This is a genomic window from Microbacterium pumilum (genome assembly GCF_039530225.1).
Classification (GTDB): domain Bacteria; phylum Actinomycetota; class Actinomycetes; order Actinomycetales; family Microbacteriaceae; genus Microbacterium; species Microbacterium pumilum.
Map to the genome: position 1 here is coordinate 756,845 of NZ_BAAAOH010000001.1, position 20,428 is coordinate 777,272.

The 20,428-nt window shown below is 68.3% G+C and carries 21 protein-coding genes and 1 tRNA gene; 9 read left to right on the top strand and 13 right to left on the bottom strand.

The window, feature by feature from the left end:
* Positions 1–57: 57 nt before the first annotated feature.
* Together ABD188_RS03420 and ABD188_RS03425 are read right to left on the bottom strand one after the other, a co-directional pair.
* On the bottom strand, positions 58–1,236 hold the full coding sequence (locus ABD188_RS03420; protein WP_344058540.1) for an ABC transporter substrate-binding protein: 1,179 nt from the start codon (positions 1,234–1,236) through the stop codon (positions 58–60).
* A gap of 50 nt (positions 1,237–1,286) precedes the next feature.
* Positions 1,287–2,324, bottom strand: coding sequence for an ABC transporter ATP-binding protein (locus ABD188_RS03425; protein ID WP_344058542.1), 1,038 nt, complete (start codon positions 2,322–2,324; stop codon positions 1,287–1,289).
* Between the two features lie 169 nt (positions 2,325–2,493).
* On the opposite strand from ABD188_RS03425, the gene ABD188_RS03430 reads away from it, so the two are divergent.
* Both ABD188_RS03430 and ABD188_RS03435 read left to right on the top strand, forming a co-directional pair.
* A complete protein-coding gene (locus ABD188_RS03430) occupies positions 2,494–3,303 on the top strand; it encodes a FadR/GntR family transcriptional regulator (protein ID WP_344058544.1) in 810 nt (269 codons plus the stop codon).
* The gene (locus tag ABD188_RS03435) at positions 3,300–4,070 is read left to right on the top strand and encodes a PDC sensor domain-containing protein (RefSeq protein ID WP_344058546.1); all 771 of its coding nucleotides are present in this window, start codon (positions 3,300–3,302) and stop codon (positions 4,068–4,070) included. Before ABD188_RS03430 ends, ABD188_RS03435 begins: the two co-directional genes overlap by 4 nt.
* 9 nt (positions 4,071–4,079) lie before the next feature.
* Here ABD188_RS03435 and dcd read toward each other — a convergent pair whose 3' ends face one another.
* Entirely contained in the window at positions 4,080–4,685 is a 606-nt protein-coding gene (dcd, locus tag ABD188_RS03440) for a dCTP deaminase (RefSeq protein ID WP_344058548.1), read from the bottom strand.
* A gap of 105 nt (positions 4,686–4,790) precedes the next feature.
* Here dcd and ABD188_RS03445 point away from each other — a divergent pair.
* Positions 4,791–4,864: transfer RNA gene (locus tag ABD188_RS03445), tRNA-Gly, on the top strand.
* Between the two features lie 115 nt (positions 4,865–4,979).
* Positions 4,980–5,978: a zinc-binding dehydrogenase gene (locus ABD188_RS03450; RefSeq protein WP_344058550.1), complete on the top strand. Its 999-nt coding sequence runs from the start codon at positions 4,980–4,982 to the stop codon at positions 5,976–5,978.
* A 27-nt stretch (positions 5,979–6,005) separates the two neighbouring features.
* Here the strand turns inward: ABD188_RS03450 and ABD188_RS03455 are convergent, their stop codons facing one another.
* Both ABD188_RS03455 and ABD188_RS03460 read right to left on the bottom strand, forming a co-directional pair.
* Positions 6,006–6,881, bottom strand: a complete 876-nt coding sequence (locus tag ABD188_RS03455) for an EamA family transporter (protein WP_344058552.1) — start codon at positions 6,879–6,881, stop codon at positions 6,006–6,008.
* Positions 6,882–6,891: 10 nt separating this feature from the next.
* Complete coding sequence (locus ABD188_RS03460) at positions 6,892–8,175, bottom strand: serine hydrolase domain-containing protein (protein WP_344058554.1); 1,284 nt, start codon at positions 8,173–8,175, stop codon at positions 6,892–6,894.
* A 76-nt stretch (positions 8,176–8,251) separates the two neighbouring features.
* Between ABD188_RS03460 and ABD188_RS03465 the strand changes: the two genes are divergently transcribed.
* Together ABD188_RS03465 and ABD188_RS03470 are read left to right on the top strand one after the other, a co-directional pair.
* On the top strand, positions 8,252–8,563 hold the full coding sequence (locus ABD188_RS03465; protein ID WP_344058556.1) for a DUF2470 domain-containing protein: 312 nt from the start codon (positions 8,252–8,254) through the stop codon (positions 8,561–8,563).
* A gap of 53 nt (positions 8,564–8,616) precedes the next feature.
* Complete coding sequence (locus ABD188_RS03470; RefSeq protein ID WP_344058558.1) at positions 8,617–9,270, top strand: biliverdin-producing heme oxygenase; 654 nt, start codon at positions 8,617–8,619, stop codon at positions 9,268–9,270.
* 119 nt (positions 9,271–9,389) lie between these two features.
* Here ABD188_RS03470 and ABD188_RS03475 read toward each other — a convergent pair whose 3' ends face one another.
* Positions 9,390–10,751, bottom strand: coding sequence for an ATP-dependent DNA helicase (locus ABD188_RS03475; protein ID WP_344058560.1), 1,362 nt, complete (start codon positions 10,749–10,751; stop codon positions 9,390–9,392).
* 91 nt (positions 10,752–10,842) lie between these two features.
* Here ABD188_RS03475 and ABD188_RS03480 point away from each other — a divergent pair, with 91 nt between their 5' ends.
* Positions 10,843–11,976, top strand: a complete 1,134-nt coding sequence (locus ABD188_RS03480) for a hypothetical protein (protein ID WP_344058562.1) — start codon at positions 10,843–10,845, stop codon at positions 11,974–11,976.
* Positions 11,977–12,051: 75 nt separating this feature from the next.
* On the top strand, positions 12,052–13,809 hold the full coding sequence (locus ABD188_RS03485) for a SulP family inorganic anion transporter (protein ID WP_344058564.1): 1,758 nt from the start codon (positions 12,052–12,054) through the stop codon (positions 13,807–13,809).
* A 23-nt stretch (positions 13,810–13,832) separates the two neighbouring features.
* On the opposite strand, the gene ABD188_RS03490 is transcribed toward ABD188_RS03485, so the two are convergent.
* The 3 genes from ABD188_RS03490 to ABD188_RS03500 form a co-directional block, all read right to left on the bottom strand.
* Positions 13,833–15,809 carry a bifunctional copper resistance protein CopD/cytochrome c oxidase assembly protein gene (locus tag ABD188_RS03490; protein ID WP_344058566.1) on the bottom strand — a complete coding sequence of 659 codons (1,977 nt, stop codon included), beginning with the start codon at positions 15,807–15,809 and terminating at the stop codon, positions 13,833–13,835.
* A 220-nt stretch (positions 15,810–16,029) separates the two neighbouring features.
* On the bottom strand, positions 16,030–16,317 hold the full coding sequence (locus ABD188_RS03495; RefSeq protein ID WP_344058568.1) for an HU family DNA-binding protein: 288 nt from the start codon (positions 16,315–16,317) through the stop codon (positions 16,030–16,032).
* A 217-nt stretch (positions 16,318–16,534) separates the two neighbouring features.
* Positions 16,535–17,125 carry a TetR/AcrR family transcriptional regulator gene (locus ABD188_RS03500; RefSeq protein ID WP_344058569.1) on the bottom strand — a complete coding sequence of 197 codons (591 nt, stop codon included), beginning with the start codon at positions 17,123–17,125 and terminating at the stop codon, positions 16,535–16,537.
* Positions 17,126–17,303: 178 nt separating this feature from the next.
* Here ABD188_RS03500 and ABD188_RS03505 point away from each other — a divergent pair, with 178 nt between their 5' ends.
* Entirely contained in the window at positions 17,304–18,134 is an 831-nt protein-coding gene (locus ABD188_RS03505; RefSeq protein WP_344058571.1) for an alpha/beta hydrolase, read from the top strand.
* Positions 18,135–18,221: 87 nt separating this feature from the next.
* Here the strand turns inward: ABD188_RS03505 and ABD188_RS03510 are convergent, their stop codons facing one another.
* The 4 genes from ABD188_RS03510 to rpmB form a co-directional block, all read right to left on the bottom strand.
* Positions 18,222–19,310 carry an alpha/beta hydrolase gene (locus ABD188_RS03510; RefSeq protein ID WP_344058573.1) on the bottom strand — a complete coding sequence of 363 codons (1,089 nt, stop codon included), beginning with the start codon at positions 19,308–19,310 and terminating at the stop codon, positions 18,222–18,224.
* 118 nt (positions 19,311–19,428) lie between these two features.
* Positions 19,429–19,734, bottom strand: coding sequence for a 30S ribosomal protein S14 (rpsN, locus tag ABD188_RS03515; RefSeq protein ID WP_344058575.1), 306 nt, complete (start codon positions 19,732–19,734; stop codon positions 19,429–19,431).
* A 3-nt stretch (positions 19,735–19,737) separates the two neighbouring features.
* Positions 19,738–19,908, bottom strand: a complete 171-nt coding sequence (gene rpmG, locus ABD188_RS03520; protein WP_005051772.1) for a 50S ribosomal protein L33 — start codon at positions 19,906–19,908, stop codon at positions 19,738–19,740.
* Positions 19,908–20,144: a 50S ribosomal protein L28 gene (gene rpmB, locus ABD188_RS03525; RefSeq protein ID WP_344058577.1), complete on the bottom strand. Its 237-nt coding sequence runs from the start codon at positions 20,142–20,144 to the stop codon at positions 19,908–19,910. Before rpmB ends, rpmG begins: the two co-directional genes overlap by 1 nt.
* Between the last annotated feature and the right edge of the window lie 284 nt (positions 20,145–20,428).

Consider the following 20,428-nt stretch of genomic DNA (forward strand, 5'->3'; position numbering starts at 1 on the left):
TGGGGGCGTCGGGTGGCGGGTGCGGCCGCCACCCGACGCTCCGGTTCGGTCGTGCGGTCAGCCCTTGATCTCTGACCAGGCCTGCGTCCACTGCGCGTAGTCGATGCACTCGACATCCGTGCGGCCGTCGACGCAGTCGGCGATCGGCGTCGTCCAGTACCAGATCTGCGATGCGTAGTCGGCGTCACCGGCGTGGTACGCCTCGCAGTCGTCGCGGAAGTCGCATGCCGCCTCGCTCGACGGCGCCTCGCCGAAGTACGCGGTCGCCGTGGCGTTGGCCTCGGGGCTCGCGATGTAGTCCAGCCATGCGTAGGCGCAGTTCGGGCTCTTCGCCTCGGATGCGATCATCCAGGTATCCGACCATCCGGTGGCGCCCTCTTCGGGCAGCACGACGTCGGTCGCCGCTCCCTCGGCCTCGAGCGAGTTCTCGATGACCTGCCACGTCGTTCCGACGACGGAATCACCGGTCTCGAACGCGCTGATCTCCTTGAGGTAGTCCGACCAGTACTCGCTGATGTGGGGTCGCTGCTCCTTCAGCAGATCGACGGCCGCCTGGAACTGCGTCTCGTCGAGGGCGTACGGGTTCGTGATGCCGAGGTCGGGCTGGTGCGCCATCAGGTACACGGCGGCGTCGGCGATGTAGATCGGCGAGTCGTACGCCGTGACCTTGCCGGTGTACTCGCTCGCCTTGTCGAACACGACATCCCACGACGTCGGCGCAGGGGTCACGTCATCCGTGTTGTACAGCAGCAGGTTCGCGCCGTAGCCGTGCGGCACGCCGTACGACTCACCGTCGACGGAGTTCCACGCCTGATCCTTCAGGAAGTCGAAGATGCCCGCGTAGTTGGGGATGAGATCGGTGTTGATCGGCGCGACGTCCCCCGCAGCGATGAGGCGCAGCGTCGCATCGCCCGACGCGGCGACGACGTCGTAGTCGCCGGTCTTCATGAGGTTGACCGCGTCATCCGATGTGGGGTAGCTCTTCGACACGACCTCGCAGCCGGTGTCCTCCTCGAACGGGGTCACCCAGTCGACGGCGGGGTCGTTCGATCCGTCCTCGACGTAGCCCGGCCACGCCAGGATCGACACGGACGACTCCATGTCGCCGAGTTCGGTGGCCTCCGGTGCGGCGGTGCCGCCTCCGGAGCTCGTGCCGCATGCGGTGAGCACGGCGACCGAGCCGATCGCGATGGCGGCGACGATCGAGCCGCGCCGCATCGTTGTGATGCCTCTCATGGTTCCTCTCCTGCTTCTCTCGGGTGCTGCGGATGGGTCCTGTATTGCGCTCAACCGCCGCCTGCCGGCGGGTAGAGCGAGATCACATCGCCGTCGTGCCAGTTGACGATCACGCGGTTGCCGCGCTCGTCGTCGTCCACTCGGCCGCGGACGTTGGGCTCGAGCACCGTCACCCGCACCCCGGCATCCAGATCGACGACGCTCCGGATGCCGCTTCCGACGTAGATGGACTCCACGACCGTCCCGGGTGCCGAGTGGATGCCCTCCCCCTCCTGCGGCGTCCGCGAGAGGGTGAGCTTCTCGGGCCGGACGGAGTGCTCGCCGGCGCGACCGAGGATCGTCTGCGATCGCTCGTGGTCGAAGACGTTCGAGGTCCCGACGAAGTCCGCGACGAAGCGGGATGCGGGCCGCTCGTACAGGTCTCGCGGTGTGCCGAGCTGCTCGATTCCACCGGCGTTGAAGACCGCGATGCGGTCCGAGAGTGTCAGCGCCTCTTCCTGATCGTGGGTCACGAAGATGAACGTGATGCCGAGCTCGCGCTGGATCTGCTTGAGCTCGACCTGCATCTGCTCGCGCAGCTTGAGGTCGAGGGCGCCGAGCGGCTCGTCGAGCAGCAGTGCCTTGGGCTGCACGACGGTCGCCCTGGCGAGCGCGACGCGCTGGCGCTGCCCTCCCGAGAGCTGGGCCGGGCGGCGGTCGGCGTACTGTTCGAGCCGCACGGAGGCGAGGGCCTTCATGGCGCGGTCTCGCCGTTGCGCACGCTTCATCCCTCGGACTCGGAGCCCATATGCGACGTTGTCGAGCACGCTCATGTGCGGAAAGAGCGCGTAGTCCTGAAAGACCGTGTTGACATCGCGATCGAACGGCGCCTTCGCGGTGACGTCCTGCCCGAACAGCTCGATCGTGCCCGACGTCGGCTGCTCGAAGCCCGCGATGAGGCGCAGCACGGTCGTCTTTCCCGACCCCGATGGACCGAGCATCGAGAAGAACTCCCCCGCCGCGATCTCGAGATCGACGTGGTCGACGGCGGTCACGCTGCCGAACTCCTTCGTGAGCCCGGTCAGCCGGATGGCGGGCTGGTCGGTCATTCGCGTCTCCTCGATGTCGCTGGGAGTAATCATATGGATCCAGATGTCTGGATTCGACCTTCCGTGTTACGGTCGTGTCACGGATCTCGGGAGTGCCGCCGTCAACGCCGCCCAGCCGCGGTCATCGGGGCCACCGTCATCCGTGCCGCCGTCATCCGTGGGAGCACACATGCCGCAGGCCACGACCGGCCGGGACGCGACGCACGCAGTGGTCTTCTCGCCGCTCGACGCCACCGGCCGCGCCGAACTCGTCGAGCAGCGGCTCACCGATGCGATCGTGGCCGGTGTGCTGCGCGACGGTGAGCGACTGCCGAGTGAGTCCGAGCTCGCGAAGAGCCTCGGAGTCGCGGTCGTCACCGCCCGCGAGGCACTCGAGGGCATGCGCGACAAGGGTCTCGTGCAGACGCGTCGAGGTCGCGACGGCGGGAGCTTCGTGACGTACGACCGGGATGCCGCGCGCACCCTCATGGACGCGCGACTGCGCGATCTCAGCCGCATCGAGATCCGCGACCTCGCGCTGCACGCCGCAGCGATCGCGGGCACGGCGGCGGAGGTCGCAGCCGACCGCGCAAGCCAGGACGACCTCGAGACGCTGCAGGCGATCGACGAGCGCGCCGACCTCGCGACGGCGGGCGGCGCCCGGCGCGCTGTCGGCCGCTTCCAGTTGGAGGTGGCCGCTGTCAGCCAGTCACCGCGGCTCGTGCACGAGGAGCTGCGGCTGCAGGCGGAAGCGGGCCCGGTGCTCTGGCTGTGCCTGCGGGAGCAGGAGTACCGTGACGAGAGTGCGCGACGTCGTGCGGAGGTGATCCGCGCGATCCGGGATGTCGCGCCCGCTGCTGCCCGCGCGGCCACGGTCACCCACATCGAAGCGGCCTTCGAGTGGCTCGTGGACGAGAAGCTGCGACTCGACGCATCCGTCCAGCTCGCCGGCGGCTCGACCGGTGACGATTCCCACCCGATCCAGGAGACGGCACGATGACTGCAACCGCGACGATGAGCCCGCCGGCGATCGCGGCCTACGTGGCCGAGACGATCGACCCGATCTTCGCCACGATCGATGCGTGGCGCGACGCTCTCGAGGCCGGGCTGTCGCGGCATCCCGAACCGACGGCGGCACTGCTCGACCCGATCGTCAGCGCGCTCGTCCACCCGGCCCTCGAGGGCCCGGGACTCATCACCGGCGCCGGCTTCGTCGCGACGCCGGGCTATCTCGCCGACGCCCAGTGGCATCTCGCGTGGTGGCTCGCCGGCGACGGAGCGCGCGGCGCAGCCGGGGTGCGCCGGCTCGCCGCGGTCAGCGATCCCGACAGCGAGGATTTCCGCGACTACACGGGACTCGAGTGGTGGCGCGTGCCCGAGCGGACCGGCACGAGACACCTGACCGGGCCGTATGTCGACTACGTCTGCACCGACGACTACACCGTCACCATCACGACACCCGTTCGGGCGGCGGGGCGGATGGTCGGAATCGTCGGAGCCGACGCCTACGCCGCGCGGCTGGAACTGGAGCTTCGGCAGGTGATCCGCGGCACCGGAGCGCCGTGCGCCGTCGTGAACGCGTCCGGTCGAGTCGTGACAGCCACCGAGTCCCGCCGCGAGCCGGGCTCGATCCTGCGGTTCGACGGACTTTCGGATGCCCTCGCTCCGCTGCGGGAGGCGGATCCGGGCGTCGTGGCGGCGGTGCTCCCCGGCGGCCAGAGCGTGCTCGCGTGCGGCGACACCTCGCTGGCGCTGGTGATCGGCTAGGCGGGGAGGTCAGTCGCCGCGCGACCCCGCGTCGGACCTGCCGACATCCGTGCGGTGGAAGTTCTGAGACGAACGGGATGCCGTCGGCCCCCGCTGGCCCTGATACCTGTTGCCGTACGGCCCGGAGCCGTAGGGGTTCTCAGCGGGAGACGACAGCCGGAAGAAGCACAGCTGGCCGATCTTCATGCCCGGCCACAGCGTGATCGGCAGTGTCGCGACGTTCGAGAGCTCGAGCGTGACGTGGCCCGAGAAACCGGGGTCGATGAATCCCGCGGTCGAGTGGGTGAGGAGGCCGAGACGGCCGAGCGACGACTTGCCCTCGAGCCGTGCGGCGATGTCGTCGGCAAGCGACACGAGCTCGAACGTGGATCCGAGGGCGAATTCGCCAGGATGCAGCACGAACGGCTCATCCGGTGCGACCTCGATCAGGTGAGTGAGGTCGGGCTGGTCGAGCGCCGGGTCGATGAACGGGTACTTGTGGTTGTCGAACAGCCGGAAGTACCGGTCGAGCCTCACGTCGACGCTCGATGGTTGCACCATGTCGGGCTCCCACGGGTCGAGCCCGATGCGCCCGGCCTCGATCTCGCCACGGATGTCACGGTCGGAGAGCAGCACGCGATCAGCCTACCGGCGGCGGTCTGCGCGAGGATCCCCGGTTCGGCGCTCGGTCGGGCACGCGAGGTCGGTTTGCTATGCTGGCCGGGCGCCGAAAGGCCTGCCGGGGATGTAGTTCAATGGCAGAACTTCAGCTTCCCAAGCTGATAGCGCGGGTTCGATTCCCGTCATCCCCTCCAATGCCTGTAGGAGTCACTCCCGTGCGGGCGGGCCCACCGCGACCCTGTTTAGTGTTGTAGGTGCATCGCCGGCACACCGAGCTCGTCGACCCGCCGGCAGCAAAGGAGCCTCACCATGCGCGCACTCATCCATTCGACTTTCGGCGATCCGACCGAGGTCCTCGAGGTTGCCGAGCGCCCGCTCCCGGAGCCTGGGACCGGACAGGTGCGCGTGCGGACCCTGCTCTCGCCCATCCACAACCACGACCTGTGGACGATACGCGGCACGTATGGGTTCAAGCCCGAACTGCCTGCGGCATCGGGCACCGAGGCGGTCGGCGTGGTCGACGCACTCGGCGATGGTGTCGATGGCCTGCAGGTGGGGCAGCGAGTCACCGGCGGCGCATTCGGGGCGTGGAGCGAGTACTTCCTGGCCAAAGCGGCCGGGCTCGTACCGGTGCCCGATGCGATCGACGATGAGACCGCCGCGCAGCTCATCTCGATGCCGTTCAGCGCGCTCGCCCTCCTCGACTCGCTCGACGTGCAGCCAGGCGACTGGATCGCGCAGAACACCGCAAATGGCGCGGTAGGCAAGCTGGTCGCGCAGTTTGCGCCCGCGCGCGGCATCCGTGTTCTCGGCCTGGTGCGCCGCGATGCGGGCGTCGATGAGCTCGCAGCCCTCGGCATCCGCGATGTCGTGTCGACTGAGGGCGCGAATTGGCGCGATCGCGCCGCTGAGATCCTCGGCGGCGCGGAACCGCGCGCGGCGGTCGACTCGGTCGGGGGGAAGGCGGCCGGAGAGCTGCTGTCGCTCCTCGGCGAGGGTGGCACGCTCGTGTCGTTCGGAGCGATGGGATCGAGCACGCTGGAGATCTCGTCGGGCGATCTCATCTTCAAGAACGCGACGGTGAAGGGCTTCTGGGGAAGCACCGTGAGCAGGACGATGGATGCCGCGAAGCGCGGCGCGCTGATCGGCGAACTGCTTCAGCGCATCGGTTCGGGCGAAGTGTCACTCCCGGTCGAAGCCGTGTATCCCTTCGAGGAAGCACGCGCCGCCGCGGCCGCGAGCGCCGTTCCCGGCCGTGCCGGGAAGATCCTGCTGCGCTTCGGCGCGAGCGACGCGAACAGCAGCTGAACCGTCCAGACGGATGCAGCGACGACGTCACGCCAGCGGTTCGGCCGCTTCGCGCGCAGCACGCCCCGAAGAGCGCACAGCGCCGATGCTGGCGGTGATGACCAGCCCGATGCCGACGAGCTCGAGCCACCCCAGCGTCTGATCCAAGAAGACGAATCCGGCGAGCGCCGCGGTCGCCGGTGCGAGGCTCATGAGAATCGCGAACGCTGCCGCCGGCAGCCTCCGGAGGGCGATGAGCTCGAACGCGTACGGGATGGTCGACGACAGCAGGGCGACCGCAGCCCCGATGGCGAGAATGTCGACGCGAAGCAGCGAGGCACCGGCATCCGCGATTCCGAACGGCAGAGAAAGCAGCGCGCCCGCCGTCATGGCGAGTGCGAGGCCATCGAGTTTGGGGAAGGCGCGTCCGACGCGAGCGGAGGCGAGGATGTAGAAGGCCCAGCTCGTCGCCGCGCCCAGTGCGAACAGCACCCCGAGGGCGTCGAGGTCATCCCAGCCTCCACCGCCGAGGGCGACCACTCCGACGAGGGCGAGCAGCGCCCACAGCCAGGCCGACGCTCGGCGGCTCGCGACGATCGAAAGCACGAGCGGTCCGAGCACCTCGATCGTGACTGTAACGCCGAGCGGCAGGCGCTCGAGGGCGAGATAGAAGAGGCCGTTCATGGCGGCGAGCACCACGCCGAAGCCGGCCACGGCGAGCCAGGCATCGCGTGAATGACCGCGCATGCTCGGACGGGCGATCGCCAGCAGGAGCACCGCGGAGAACACGAGGCGCAGCATGACCATGCCGAGCGGGCCCACTTCGGGGAACAGCAGCACCGCGAGCGACGCCCCGACCTCTTGGCACGCCAGCCCCGCGATGACCAGCAGGATGGCGGGAGTCGTCCCCGCGCGGGGCGTCACGGCCCGCTGGTCACTGGGTCGGGAGCGGGCAGATGGCGCCCTTCGCGATCATGTCGTGGTACTGCGAGGCGGTCCACGGCAGACCTGCTTCCGGAGCGGTCTCTCCCGCCGCGGCGGGCGCCTTCGATGCGATGGCGGCAAGCTGCCAGGCGAGAAACGCCACGAGATCGCTCGACGCGGCCGAGTTGTTCAGCACGACAGCGACGGTGAGACCCGAGTCAGGGTCGGAGAAGACCGCCGGCAGGTACCCGGGCACCTTGCCGAACTGCCCGATCAAGGATCCAGCCTGAAAAGTCCCGCCCGTCGCGGTGTACCACGCCGGCGCCTTCGCATAGGGTGCGATCGGGTCGGCGAAGCGGTCGATGCCGTCCGGCAGCAATGCTCCCGCCGCAAGCGCCCGCCCGTACCTGCCGAGATCGGCGATGGTCGATACGACGCCGGCGTCGGTGAAGCCGACGCTCGACGACAGTTCTGTGATGTCGCGAGGCTTTGCGCAGTCGAGTCCGTTCTTGCCGGTCAGAGACACGGTTCCGCTGAGCACCGAACCGCTGGATCCGGGCTCGACGGTGCTCGGCGAGGGCAGTTCCGTGCCGGCGAGGTCGAGCGGGTCGACGACGTACCGGTCGATCAGGGCGGCCGCGCGCTGGCCGGTGGCGCGCTCGAGCGCCAGGCCGAGCAGGACGTATCCCGCATCCGAGCTGGCGTATGCCTTGCCCGGATCGAAGAGCCGCTTCTGGCCGAGACCGTAGCTGGCGAGTTCGCGGGGATCCCACGTTCTCGAGGGGTTGCTGAGCCAGAGCGGCCCGAGCTGCTTCGCGAACGAGCCGATCCCCGATGTGCCATTGCACAGTTCCTGAAGGCTCACGCCCGTGGCTTCGGGAACCCCTGCGACGTAGTCCGACACGTTGTCATCGAGGCTCACCTTGCCTTCGGCGGCCACGGCGTAGAGCACATCGCACGTCATCGCCCGGGTGATCTTGCCCGCCCGGAACTGCATGTCTGCGGTGACCGCCTCGTCATCGCCCGGGTGCTGCGTTCCGATTCCGGTCACCCAGCTGCCGCTCCACGGCGCCCACACGCCGACGACGGCACCCGACGATCCGGTGGCGGCCATCGCGAACTCCACCGCGGCCTGCAGCTGCGCGGCGGTCTCGTCGGGGAAGGCGGCATCCGACTGAGCGGGGAAGTCCAGATCGACGTGGTTGTCGGCGGCGCATCCGGCGAGACCACTCACAAGCCCCAGCGCGACGAGGATGGCGACAGCACGGTGCTGTCGTGTGGAACTTATGCGCATCTCACCCCCCGGTGTAGTGCAATGATTCAAACACACCGTGTGTCGTTCCCGTATTCAACCTCCTTAGGCTGTTGAAATGCCCCACCGATTCGACGACGCCGCACGCGCGGGAGTTCTCGGCCACATGAATGCCGACCATGGCGACGACAATTTGCTGATCGCGAAGGCATTCGGGCCGACGAGCGACATCGTGACGGCGACGATGACCGACTTCGACGGCGAGGGCGGCCGGTGGGATGCGCAGCTCCGCAGCGGCGAGACGATCGAGGTCAGCATCCCCTGGCCCGCGGGCGGGATCACCCAGCGCCCCGAGGTTCGCCGAGAGATCGTGGCGCTCTACGACGAGGCATGCCGACGGCTCGGGCTCGAACCACGAGCGCACGCCTGACCGGTGCCGAGATCGACTAGGTAAGGATGCCCTAAGTCTTCTAGACTTGCGCCATGCCCGACCCGATCCCGTTCTCCACGGCGCTCCGCGAGCGCTCGAGTGGAGCGCACTCCGGCAGCGAGCACGCAGGATTCATGGCCGATCTGATGTCGGGCGAGGGAACGCGGGCGGATTACACCGCGCTCGTGGTGCAGCACTGGTACATCTATGAGGCACTCGAGCGGGTGGCCGAGCAGATGCGCCGCGATCCGGTGGCGTCGGTCTTCATCAGTGACAAGCTCACGCGGATGCCGGCCCTCGAGGCCGACCTCGAGTTTCTGATCGGCGCCGACTGGCGTGATCACATCACGCCGCTGCCCACGACGCGGCGCTACGTCGATCGGATCAACATGGTCGGCGCGACCTGGCCGGGCGGCTTCGTCGCGCACCAGTACACACGCTACCTCGGCGACCTCTCGGGTGGGCAGTTCATCGGCCGCCTCATGGCCCGTCGCTTCGGGTTCGAGGCGAACGGCATCGGGTTCTACCTCTTCGCCGACATCGCAGACCCGAAGGCTTTCAAAGAGGTCTATCGCGAACAGCTGGATGCCGCACCGTGGGATGCCGAAGAGCAGGCGCGGGTCATCGACGAGGTCCTGCTCGCCTACCGCTTCAACACCGAGCTGTTCGACGATCTCGCGCGTGCGAAGCAGTCGCAGGTCGCCTGAGCACCGGCATCCGCGCCCGCATTCTGCTGGCGAACCCACTCCTTTTCGCCGAGCCCATCCGTTCGGCGCGACCGAGCGGGTGGGTTGGCGCGGAAAGGATGGGCTCGACAACCGCAGTGTCAGGAGGCCGACGGCCGCAGCGCGGACGCCATGAACCGCTGCACATCCGGATCGACGCGGATGTCGCTCGGTCGCAGCGGCCGCGACAGATAGAGGCCGTCGAGCGATGTCAGCCGCGAGAGTGCGACGTAGGTCTGTCCCGGCGCGAACGCACCGGAGCCGAGGTCGATGACGGCCCGATCGTACGTCTGTCCCTGCGACTTGTGGATCGTGACCGCCCACGCCAGCCGCAGTGGGAACTGCGTGAACTCGGCCACGATCTCGCGCGTCAGCGACTTCGAGCCGGCGTCGTACGCGTAGCGGAATCGCTCCCAGACCGTCGGCTCGACGTCGAACTCGTCGCCTTCCACCTCGACGCGCACTGTTCCGCCCGCGATGCGCGTGACCGTGCCGATCGTGCCGTTGACCCAGCGAGGCGGCTCACCGAACGAACCCGTGTCATTGCGCAGGAACATCACCTGCGCCCCGACCTTCAGCTGCAGCTCCTTGTCGGCGGGGTAGGCGGCATCCCCGCGTCCGAAGTCCCCCGTGATCTCGGCGACCGCGGTCTGCGAGCGGCCGGCGAGGGCATCGAGGTGGCGGCGATTGATCGAGTTGACGATGTCGTTGCGCGTCGCCAGCGTGATGAGCGGGGATTCCCCGTCGACGGGCTCGGGCGGCGTGCGGGAGCCGGTGTCGTTGAAGATCTGCGCGATGTCAGCCGTCACGCGCCCGTGGCGCACGGCGTTCAGCATCGCCTTGAACGCCGGATCCGCCTGCCGATGGATGTCGACCAGCTCCCTGATGTGGAGCTCCGCACCGTACGAGCCGACGTCGATGAGGCCGTCGCCGGCCGCCTCGCCGACCCACACCTTGGCGTCGAAGAACCAGAACGAGCGGTAGTGGTCGCGGATGTAGTGCGCCTCGTCGCCGCGCGGCGGCACCGGCGCGAGCTGATAGGGGTCGCCGAACATGACGACCTGTGCGCCCCCGAACGGCTCGGCTTTGCGGCCCCGGGCCTGGCGCAACGCCCGGTCGATCGCATCCATCAGGTCGGCGTTGACCATCGAGATCTCGTCGATGACGAGCGTGTCGATCGCGTTCAGGATGCGGCGGGTCGGATCGGACTGGTCGATCTCACCGTTCGCGATGAGACCGATCGGCAGCCGGAACAGCGAGTGGATCGTCTGGCCCTCGACATTCAGCGCGGCGACGCCCGTCGGGGCGCACACCGCGATCTGCTTCGAGGTGTTCCATGCGAGGTGCTGCAGCAGGGTGGACTTGCCGGTGCCGGCGCGGCCGGTGACGAACACGTGCTCGCGGGTGTCCTCGATGAGCCGGAACAGCGCCTCCTGCTCGGGGGACAGGGCGGGCGCGGTCACCGACTCATGCTAACCAGCGCCGCGGGGCGCCGGGCGCGGCATCCACAGCCCGCGGAGACATCTTTCAGGTGCCCGTCCATAGACTTGTGGCGTGGACCAGGGGGCGGTGGACACGGCGGGCGATCACGCGTCGGCGACGACCGCCACCGCTCAGCGCCCGGAGCCCGAGCCCGCCACACCACCCGGTCGCACCCGGGCCCGCCTCGCCGTCGACTTGACGCTGCTCGGGATCGTCGGCATTCTGCTCGTCGCGGCGATGTGGGCCGCAGTCTCGGCCGTCTCCCGTGAGTACTACAGCCCCACGGCGTTCGTCGAGCGCTACCTCGAGCTGCTCTCGGACGGTCGAGCGGCCGAGGCGCTCGCTGTTCCCGGTGTGGCCGTCGACTCGGCCGCACTCGATGCCGCGCGCCTGCCCGAGAACGCGTCACAGGCGCTGTTGCGTCACGACGCGCTCGCGGCGCTCACCGGCATCCGCGTCCTGTCCGAAGAGCCCGATGGCGACGTGACCCGCGTCACCGTCGAATACCGTGCGGGCGACTACCCCGGAACGACCACCTTCGACGTGGTGCGCGATGGGTCGATCGGCCTCGCCCCGACGTGGCGCTTCGCCACCAGTCCGCTCGCCGTGATAGACCTCACCGTGACCGGCTCGATGGTGTTCGACGTGAACGGGTTCTCGATCGACAAGCGCCAGGTGTCACCTGATGGAGCGGATGCCAATCCGCTCGTGCCGGTTCCGCTCCTCGTCTTCTCGCCGGGCGTCTACTCGGTGTCCGTCGACACGCAGCTGTCCGAGACACCGGGGGTCGCCATCCTGTCGGACAGTCCGTTCACCGAGGTGCCGGTGCAGGTTCATGCGACGGCGACGAAGGAGTTCGTGGCGATCGTGCAGCGCCGGGTGGCGGAGTTCCTCACCTCCTGCGCGACCCAGGAGGTGCTGCAGCCGACCGGGTGCCCGTTCGGCTTCGTGGTCGCCGACCGCATCGCCTCGACACCCGTCTGGTCGATCGCCGCCCAGCCCGCCGTCAGTGTCGACCCCGACGGCGGCGGGTGGAAGATCCCTGCGACGGATGCTGTCGCCCACATCGAGGTCGACATCCAGTCCCTGTTCGACGGATCGATCAGGCACGTCAGCGAGGACGTTCCCTTCCTCGTGACCGCGGCGATCACGGTGCTGCCCGATGGCAGCGCCTCCATCGCGGTGAGCGGACCCGACACGTTCTGATCGGATGCCGCGCACGACGCGACCGCCACACCGCGGTCTCTATCCGCCATGATGTGGATCGGGAGGCGCGAGGCGATGACCAACGCGATAGGTCGGTGGCTGCCGGGCGTCGGCACGGCAAGGAACTACCGGCGCGCCTGGCTGTGGCCGGACCTCCGTGCCGGCCTCGTCGTGACGGCACTGCTCATCCCGGCGGGCATGGGCTACGCAGAAGTGGCCGGGCTCCCGCCTGAGACGGGTCTCTATGCCACCATCGTGCCCTTGATCGCGTATGCGGTGTTCGGTCCGTCCCGGATCCTCGTCCTGGGCCCCGATTCCTCACTGGCACCCATCATCGCCGCGTCCATCCTGCCGCTCGCCTTGGGCGACAGCGAACGCGCGGTGGCGCTCGCGGGTCTGCTGGCGATCATGGTCGGCCTGCTGCTGCTGATCGGAGGGATTCTGCGGCTCGGGTTCGTGACCGACCTGCTGTCGAAGCCGATCCGCGTCGGCTACCTCAACGCGATCGCGCTGATCGTGATCATCTCGCAGATCCCCAAGCTGCTCGGCTTCTCGATCGACGCCGAGTCGGTCTGGCAGGAGGTGGTCGCCAGCTTCACGGGCATCAGGCTGGGCGAGGTGCAGCCGCTCGCCACGGCGTTCGGGGTCGGTTCGCTCATCGTGATCTTCGCGCTCAAGTGGCTTCGCTCGCCCGTGCCGGGAGTGCTCGTCGTGGTCGTCGTCGCGATGGCCGTGACCGCGATCTTCGGCCTCGCGGAAGCACTCCCCGTGGTCGGTGCGCTGCCGCAGGGACTCCCGGCTCCCGCGCTCGAGGGACTGCAGTGGGCGGATGTCGGCGCGCTCGCGCTGCCCGCGGCGGGCATCGCACTCGTGGCGTTCACCGACAGTGCCGTGCTCTCGCGCACGTTCGCCGCGCGCCGTGGTGAGACAGTCGACGGAAGCCAGGAGATGTCGGGGATAGGCCTCGCGAACATCGCAGGAGGCCTGCTGGGCGGGTTCCCCGTCTCGGCGTCGTCGTCGCGCACGCCCGTCGCCGAGCAGGCCGGATCCCGCACCCAGCTCACGGGCGTCGTGGGTGCGGTGGTCATCCTCGCCTTCATCCTCCTGGTTCCCGGCCTCACGGCGTTCCTCCCCTCAGCCACGCTCGCGGCCATCGTGATCAGCGCGGCAGTCGGTCTCATCGATGTGCGCGGCGTGCGCAGGCTCGTGCGGATGGACACCGTGGATGCCACGCTCTCGGCCGCCGCGTTCCTCGGGGTGGTGGTGTTCGGCGTCCTTCAGGGGATCGTCGTGACGATCGGCCTGTCGCTGCTTGCATTCGTCATCCGCTCGTGGCGACCTTACCGAGCAGAACTCGGCCGCATTCCGGGCCGAAGGGGATACCACGACCTGTCACGGAATCCGCAAGGGTCGCGCATCCCCGGCATCGTGATCGTTCGGTTCGACGCACCGCTGTTCTTCGCCAACGGTGCGACGTTCGACGACTGGGTGCGCTCATGCGTGCGGGCGGCGGGGCCCGGTGTGCACTCCGTGATCCTCGCGTCCGAGCCCATCACGGACATCGACACGACCGCGATCGATGAGCTCGTCGAACTCGACGACTTCCTCTCGGCGCACGGCATCCGGCTCCTTTTCGCGGAGATGAAAGGGCCCGTCGTCGACGTGCTGCGTCGATACGGGATGACGGAGCGCTTCACGCCCGACCGCTTCGCGCCAACGGTCGGCGCAGCCGTGGACGAATTGACAGGCACCATCCGCGGCGATCTCGAGGGGACGAAGTGGGACGACACGCCCGACGCTCCGCCGGACCCCCCGCAACCCGGGTCCGGCTGACCCGACCGTGGATGCCGCTGGGGTCAGCGGCCCGCCCGGGCGTCCCGCTCGGCGAGTGCGGCCAAGCGCGCGTTGTACTCCTCGAGCTCGGCATCCCCCGTCCGATCGGCGTGCCGATCCCTACGACGCTGATCTCGATCGTCGCTTCGGCTCCATTGGATCGCGACGGTGATCGCCAGGATCAGAGTCGGGATCTCCCCGACCGACCACGCGACACCGCCCCCGGTGTACTGGTCTTCGAGCGGCGTCGGTCCCCATGTGCGGCCCATTGATCCGAACCACTCGGCGACCATGAGTCCCGACTGGGACATGATCGCGATGCCGAAGAACGCGTGCATCGCCATGATGCCGATGAGAAGCAGCAGCCGGCCGGCGTACGGCAGCCGGTAGGGCACCGGGTCGATGCCGATGAGGGTGAGCACGAAGAGGTAGCCGGTGACGAGGAAGTGGACGGTCATCCACTCATGACCCAGATGGTCGTAGAGCGACCAGCGGAAGAAGTCCGTGAAGTAGAAGACCCACAGCGATCCGATGAACAGCCCGGCCGCCACGAAGGGGTTGGTGAGGACGCGGGCGACCGGCGAGTGCACAGCCCACAAGATCCACTCGCGACCGCCCCTGGTGCCGTCGTCGCGCCGGACCACGGCTCGGGCTGCAAGGGTGACCGGCGCTCCCGCGACGAGCAGCATGGGGATCGCCATCGTCAGCAGCATGTGGCCCACCATGTGCATGCTGAACAGATAGTCCTGATAGACGTTGACCACTCCACCGGTCACCCACACGAGCAGGGCGAGACCCAGGACCCAGAAGATGGTGCGATAGATCGGCCACCCGTCTCCCCGCCTGCGCATCCGCCACACGCCGGCGAGATAGAAGAAGACGGCGAAGGCGGCGATGAGCGCCCACAGCAGATCGACGTTCCACGCGGTGATCCAGTCGATCGGCGCGAGCTCGGGCGGCACAGGCGCACCGGTGAGGCGCTCGGCGGGCGAGGGAGTCACCGGAGCCGTGCCCGGCACGGGCGGCGGTGTGCGGGCGAGAGCGACGGCAGCGCCGGCGGCCGCACCCATCAGGGCGAGTTCGAAGACGACGAGCGTCCAGAACCGGCGGGATGACGCATCCTCCGTGAGGCGGGCGATGAGCCGCCGGCGGTACCAGGCCCCGAGCACGCCCAGTGCGATCAGGGCGACGATCTTGACGCTCAGGATGAGACCGTACGGCGACAGCATCGCCTCCCACGACCGGAGCCCGATCACAGCCCGCACCGTGCCCGAGACGGCGACGATGATGAACGCGACGAGCGCGATGCTCGAGTACCGGGTCAGCGCGACGGCGGTCGCGCGGCGTCCGAGCACCGGGCGCACCAGCACCATGAGAATCAGGCCACCGAGCCACACCGCCGCGGCGATGATGTGCAGTACGAGGGCGATGACCGCCTCGTTGTGGTCGGCTTCGGCACCGGAATGCCCCTGCGTGCCCATCGGCACGAGCGCGGCGAGCGCCAGCAGCGCGACGAAGAACGTCGCCGTCCACGACCTGACGGCGAAGGTCAGGACCGTGAGGATGGCTCCGGCGACCGTCGTGATCAGCCAGGTGCGCCCGAGTTCCGTCTCGACGAGGAATCGGCCCAGCTGCGCTCCGAACTCCGGACCCGCGCTGATCGCCGGGTTGAAGGCGTCGACGAAGGTGAGGAAGCCGGTGGCAGCGGCCGAGACGGTGAAGATCGCCGCAGAGACGGATGCCGCATCCAGCGCGACGTCGAACTCGCGCTCGCCGGCGCGCAGGGTGTACAGCGCGGTGACGAGCACACCGACCATGCCCGCGGCCGAGAGGTTGACGAACAGCCGAGCGACCGGAAGCCCCCAGCGCACGAACGGACCCGGGTCGCCGATCGCGAGGGCCGCCGCGCCGCCGCCGTACGCCAGTGCCCACACCATGACCACGAGCGCGGTCACGACGAGGATCGCGGGCCCGGCGGCCCGCAGCGCGCGCGGCTTCACCGTCCCAGCCTAAGCGTCGTGCGCTGGGCACCTGCCCTCGCCCGCCCCCCACCGGTTACGGCCGGGACACGCCGCGCCGGACGTCGGGGGCGCGGCGTGTCGCGTCCGTAACCGTGAGGGTGGGAGGGGGAGATGCCGGCGGGCACGAAGAAGGGGGATGCCCCGTGGCATCCCCCTTCCTCACACCTGAGTGTTACTTGACGGTGCTACTTGACAGTGCCTACTTGACAGCGGCCTTCAGCTTCGAGCCCGCGGTGACCTTCACGCGCTTGCCCGCGGGGATCTTGATCTCGGCACCCGTCTGCGGGTTGCGGCCCGTGCGGGCCGACGTCGCGACCTGCTCGAACGAGATCCAACCGGGGATCGAGACCTTGCTGCCCTTTGCGACCGCCTCGGAGACGGTGGCGAAGAGGGAATCGAGCACGCCCGACACGGCGGACTGGCTCTGCCCGGTCGCGCTCGCAATGCTCGCGACGAGTTCGGTCTTGGTGATGGACTTGTCGGCCATGTGGATTGTCCTCCAAGGGGGCTGAGACGCCACCCTTTGATTGCTTGGACCGGGGCGCTCGCGCCCCCCGGCTGGTCGGATCGACCGCCTTGAATGTACCTGACTTCCCCCACGATTCCGCGGATTTCTGCGGTTTTTCCGTCATCCGCGCGGCGTGTCGGGGGCTGGTGTGACTCGTGTGGCCGCTGTGGCCCCTTCTCGTGGCCATCGCGGCGGCTCAGTGACGGTGCGCGGCGATGACCTGGCGCGCGGTGCGCGCGAAGGCCGGGGCGACCCGATCGTGCCCGTCGAGGTAGCCGCCGACGAGCGCCGCGTCGCGCAGCAGCACGAGCGATTCAGCCACCTCGGGGGGCTCGGAGAGGCCAGCCGCGCTCGCCAGCTGCTCGAGCGTCGCCCGGAACCACCCACGGTGATCGGAGATGAGGGTGCGCACAGGTCCCGCGTGCGGGTACTCGGCGGCCGCGTTGATGAAGGGGCATCCTCGCGTGTGACGGTGACGGATGTCGGCCTCGATCCCGGAGACGACGGCATCCAACAGGATGTCGGGGTCATCCGAGAGGCCGGCCGCGTCGACGAACAGCGTCCGCAGCTGCTGGTCCTCGCCCTGGAGGTACGCCAGGACGAGCCCTTCTTTGCCGTCGAACTGCTTGTACATCGTCGCGCGGGTGACACCGGCAGCCTCGATGATCCGATCGACGCCGACGGAGTGGATGCCTTCGCCATAGAACAGGTCTGTCGCAGCATCCAGCAGTCGCTGCCTCGCTGGAGAGGGGCGCGAGTTTCCCGCCGTTGCAGTGGTGGTGCTCATGATTGCTCCTCGGTCTCCCATCGTGCCACTTTGGGCGTCAGAGGAAATTGTTTGGGGAAGGACTTGTGTAGATAGAACGTTCGGTCTACTATCAGAGTATCACCCCGGGACCGCAAAGGATCCGGAACCTGAAGCTCCGCAACGACAACCCACCGCAATACCTCAAGGAGAAGAACCAATGGCCGCCACGACCAAGACCCCGATCGTCCTCATCCACGGACTCTGGATGACCCCCAAGAGCTGGGACACCTGGGCCGACCGCTTCCGCGCCGCCGGACACGACGTCATCGTCCCGGGCTGGCCCGGGATAGATGACCGCACCGTCGAGGACATCCGCAAGAACCCCGAGGCACTCAAGGGGATCGGCCTGAAGCAGATCGCCGACAACTACGAGCGCATCATCCGCGCCCTCCCCGAGAAGCCGATCATCATCGGGCACTCGTTCGGTGGCGTGATCACCCAGATGCTCGCCGACCGCGGACTCGGGGTCGCCTACGTCGGTGTCGCCCCCGGCCAGACCGCCGGAGTCACGGCGCTGCCGCTGTCGACGCTGTGGACCGGAACCCCGATCCTCTCGAACCCCTTCGGCAAGAACGGTGCCAAGCCGCTCTCGAAGCGCCACTTCCACTTCACATTCGGCAACGACCTGCCCCGCGCCGAGTCCGACAAGCTGTGGGAGGAGTACGCCGTCAACTCCTACAACCGCGTGTTCTTCGAGGGAGTGCTCTCCGTGCTCAACGAGAAGGGCGGCGTGACGCACGTCGACTACGCCCGCACGGATCGCGCGCCGCTCCTCATCATCACCGGTGAGATCGACCACGTGGTGCCGCCGGCGATCGGCGAGGCCATCGTGAAGAAGTACCACGCGACCGGAAGCCCCGCGATCGTCGACTACAAGACATACCCCGGCCGCACCCACCGCCTGGTCAGCCAGGACGGCTGGGAGGAGATCGCGGACTACGCGCTCGAGTGGGCGACCTCGCACGCGATCACCGAGACGGCGAAGTAGGAGCCGCCACCACGGGGAAGAGGCCCCGGGGTTTCAGACCCCGGGGCCTTCTCACGTTGAGATCCCTGTGCCGTGTCCGCCGGCCGGTCAGTCCTCGTACAGCCGCCGCAGAGCGCTCACGACGTCCGAATGCCAGCGCCGCGCGGAATCGAGCACTCCGGTGAAGATGGCGATGTCGTGGGTCACACCGAGGTATTGCACGACACTCGCCTCGACGCCCGCCCGACGCAGCGCGGCACCGTACGCGGCGCCATCGCCGCGCAGCGGGTCGTACTCGGCGGTGAGGATCACCGCCGGCGGGAGTCCGGCATGGGACGGAGCGCGCAACGGAGAGGCGTAGGCCTCGAGAGCATCGGCGTCGATGGGCAGGTAGGTGCGGGCGACCGAGCGAAGCTCGCGCACGGCGATGAGGGTCGGGATGCCGAGGGCCCGGGTCGCACGGAAGTCGAGGTGTCGTCCGGTCAAGTCGGTCACGGGCACCTCGAGTACCTGCAGGCGAAGCGGCAGCCGCAGGCGATCGCGGTTCATCAGGGTGACCGCCGCAGCGATGCCGCCGCCGGCCGACATTCCGGCGACGCCTATCCGCTCCGCATCGACACCGAGTTCTTCGGCGTGCTGGAACAGCCAGACGAGGGCGGCGTGCGCCTGCTCGACCTGTGTGGGGTAGCGGTGCTCCGGTGCGAGGGCGTAGTCGACCGCGATGATCGCGATTCCGGCATCGACGGCACGACGTCGGAAGGCGGCATCCGTTGTGGGATAGTCGATCCCGCCGATGCGGAAGGCTCCGCCGAAGAACGCCAGGCACGCGGGCACAGCGCCGGCGTGCTCGATGCCGGGGTAATAGATGCGCACGCGAACGTCCGGCTGACCGCCCACGGCGACCACATGCTCGGCCGTGCGGACCACTGGCCCGGCGGTGCCGACCGTCTGCAGCTCCTTGCGATCCCATGCGAGCGCGGCGCGTCGGTGGCGGGCCCGCGTGCGCGTCGGCGTGCTCACGGCCGGGGCGCTCGCGCCGCCGGTCTTCCGGGGTTCATCAGCGCCGGACCCGGCCGGACTCTCGCGCTGGAAGGGCCACAGCGCGGAGATGCGCCCACGAACGGCGCTCAGAGCCTTCCCGAGCAGGTACCGCCGATGCACGCGCAGCCGCTCTTCGAAGAACGGATCCAGGGGCATGCCTCCATCATCGACTGCCCGGATGCCGAAAGGCCCGGAGTTCCGAGGAACTCCGGGCCTTTCGCTCAAGCTCAGCGGTCACTGCCCTTCGACAGGCTCAGGGACCGAGTCTTGATGCCTACCAGCTCGACTTGGTCACGCCGGGCAGCTCGCCACGGTGTGCCATGTCACGGAAGCGGACACGCGAGATGCCGAACTTCGTGAGGACACCACGGGGGCGCCCGTCGATGACGTCGCGGCTGCGCACGCGCACCGGCGACGCGTTGCGGGGCAGCTTCTGCAGGCCGAGGCGTGCGGCCTCGCGCTGCTCGTCGGTCGACTCCGGCGACACGAGCGCCTTCTTCAGCTCGGCACGCTTTGCGGCGTAGCGGTCGACGACCACCTGACGCTGCTCGTTGCGGGCGATTTTGCTCTTCTTAGCCATGGATCAGCGCTCCTCTCGGAATTCGACGTGCTTGCGGATGACCGGGTCGTACTTCTTCAGCACGATGCGGTCAGGGTTGTTGCGGCGGTTCTTGCGCGTCACGTAGGTGTACCCCGTGCCGGCGGTCGAACGCAGCTTGATGATCGGACGGACGTCCTGAGCCTTCTTCGCCATCAGAGCTTCACACCCTTCGCGAGGAGGTCCTTGACGACGGACTCGATGCCGCGTGCGTCAATGACCTTGATGCCCTTCGCCGAGACGTTGAGCTTGATGTTGCGACCCAGCGACGGAACGAAGTAGGTCTTCTTCTGCACGTTCGGGTCGAAGCGGCGCTTCGTCCGGCGGTGCGAGTGCGAGATGCTGTGACCGAAGCCGGGAACCGCTCCAGTCACCTGGCACACTGCTGCCATAGTGATGTCTCCTTAATACCGTGGGGCCGGACGGCCTCACCCAAGATCCCTTGTCTGCACTTCGACGAGCCTGATTGGCGGGCTGATCGAAGCACGAACTGCGTGCTGGAGTGCGCGCAGACAAAGAGTCAGTCTAGCACGGGGGATGCCGCGACCAAGACCACCGGCCCGTCTTGGACTGTGCACAACCGGATCACATATACGGAATACGGCATCCGGAGTATGGAATCATTTGGGCACCGCAACTCCAAAGGAGGAGTGCAGATGTCTGATTCAGCTGATGA

Bases quoted from the DNA above. Each gene is read 5' to 3' on its own strand.
- ABD188_RS03420 (WP_344058540.1), bottom strand. From the start codon at position 1,236: ATGAGAGGCATCACAACGATGCGGCGCGGCTCGATCGTCGCCGCCATC.
- ABD188_RS03425 (WP_344058542.1), bottom strand. From the start codon at position 2,324: ATGACCGACCAGCCCGCCATCCGGCTGACCGGGCTCACGAAGGAGTTC.
- ABD188_RS03430 (WP_344058544.1), top strand. From the start codon at position 2,494: ATGCCGCAGGCCACGACCGGCCGGGACGCGACGCACGCAGTGGTCTTC.
- ABD188_RS03435 (WP_344058546.1), top strand. From the start codon at position 3,300: ATGACTGCAACCGCGACGATGAGCCCGCCGGCGATCGCGGCCTACGTG.
- ABD188_RS03450 (WP_344058550.1), top strand. From the start codon at position 4,980: ATGCGCGCACTCATCCATTCGACTTTCGGCGATCCGACCGAGGTCCTC.
- ABD188_RS03460 (WP_344058554.1), bottom strand. From the start codon at position 8,175: ATGCGCATAAGTTCCACACGACAGCACCGTGCTGTCGCCATCCTCGTC.
- ABD188_RS03465 (WP_344058556.1), top strand. From the start codon at position 8,252: ATGCCCCACCGATTCGACGACGCCGCACGCGCGGGAGTTCTCGGCCAC.
- ABD188_RS03470 (WP_344058558.1), top strand. From the start codon at position 8,617: ATGCCCGACCCGATCCCGTTCTCCACGGCGCTCCGCGAGCGCTCGAGT.
- ABD188_RS03485 (WP_344058564.1), top strand. From the start codon at position 12,052: ATGACCAACGCGATAGGTCGGTGGCTGCCGGGCGTCGGCACGGCAAGG.
- ABD188_RS03495 (WP_344058568.1), bottom strand. From the start codon at position 16,317: ATGGCCGACAAGTCCATCACCAAGACCGAACTCGTCGCGAGCATTGCG.
- ABD188_RS03500 (WP_344058569.1), bottom strand. From the start codon at position 17,125: ATGAGCACCACCACTGCAACGGCGGGAAACTCGCGCCCCTCTCCAGCG.
- ABD188_RS03505 (WP_344058571.1), top strand. From the start codon at position 17,304: ATGGCCGCCACGACCAAGACCCCGATCGTCCTCATCCACGGACTCTGG.
- ABD188_RS03510 (WP_344058573.1), bottom strand. From the start codon at position 19,310: ATGCCCCTGGATCCGTTCTTCGAAGAGCGGCTGCGCGTGCATCGGCGG.
- rpsN (WP_344058575.1), bottom strand. From the start codon at position 19,734: ATGGCTAAGAAGAGCAAAATCGCCCGCAACGAGCAGCGTCAGGTGGTC.
- rpmG (WP_005051772.1), bottom strand. From the start codon at position 19,908: ATGGCGAAGAAGGCTCAGGACGTCCGTCCGATCATCAAGCTGCGTTCG.
- rpmB (WP_344058577.1), bottom strand. From the start codon at position 20,144: ATGGCAGCAGTGTGCCAGGTGACTGGAGCGGTTCCCGGCTTCGGTCAC.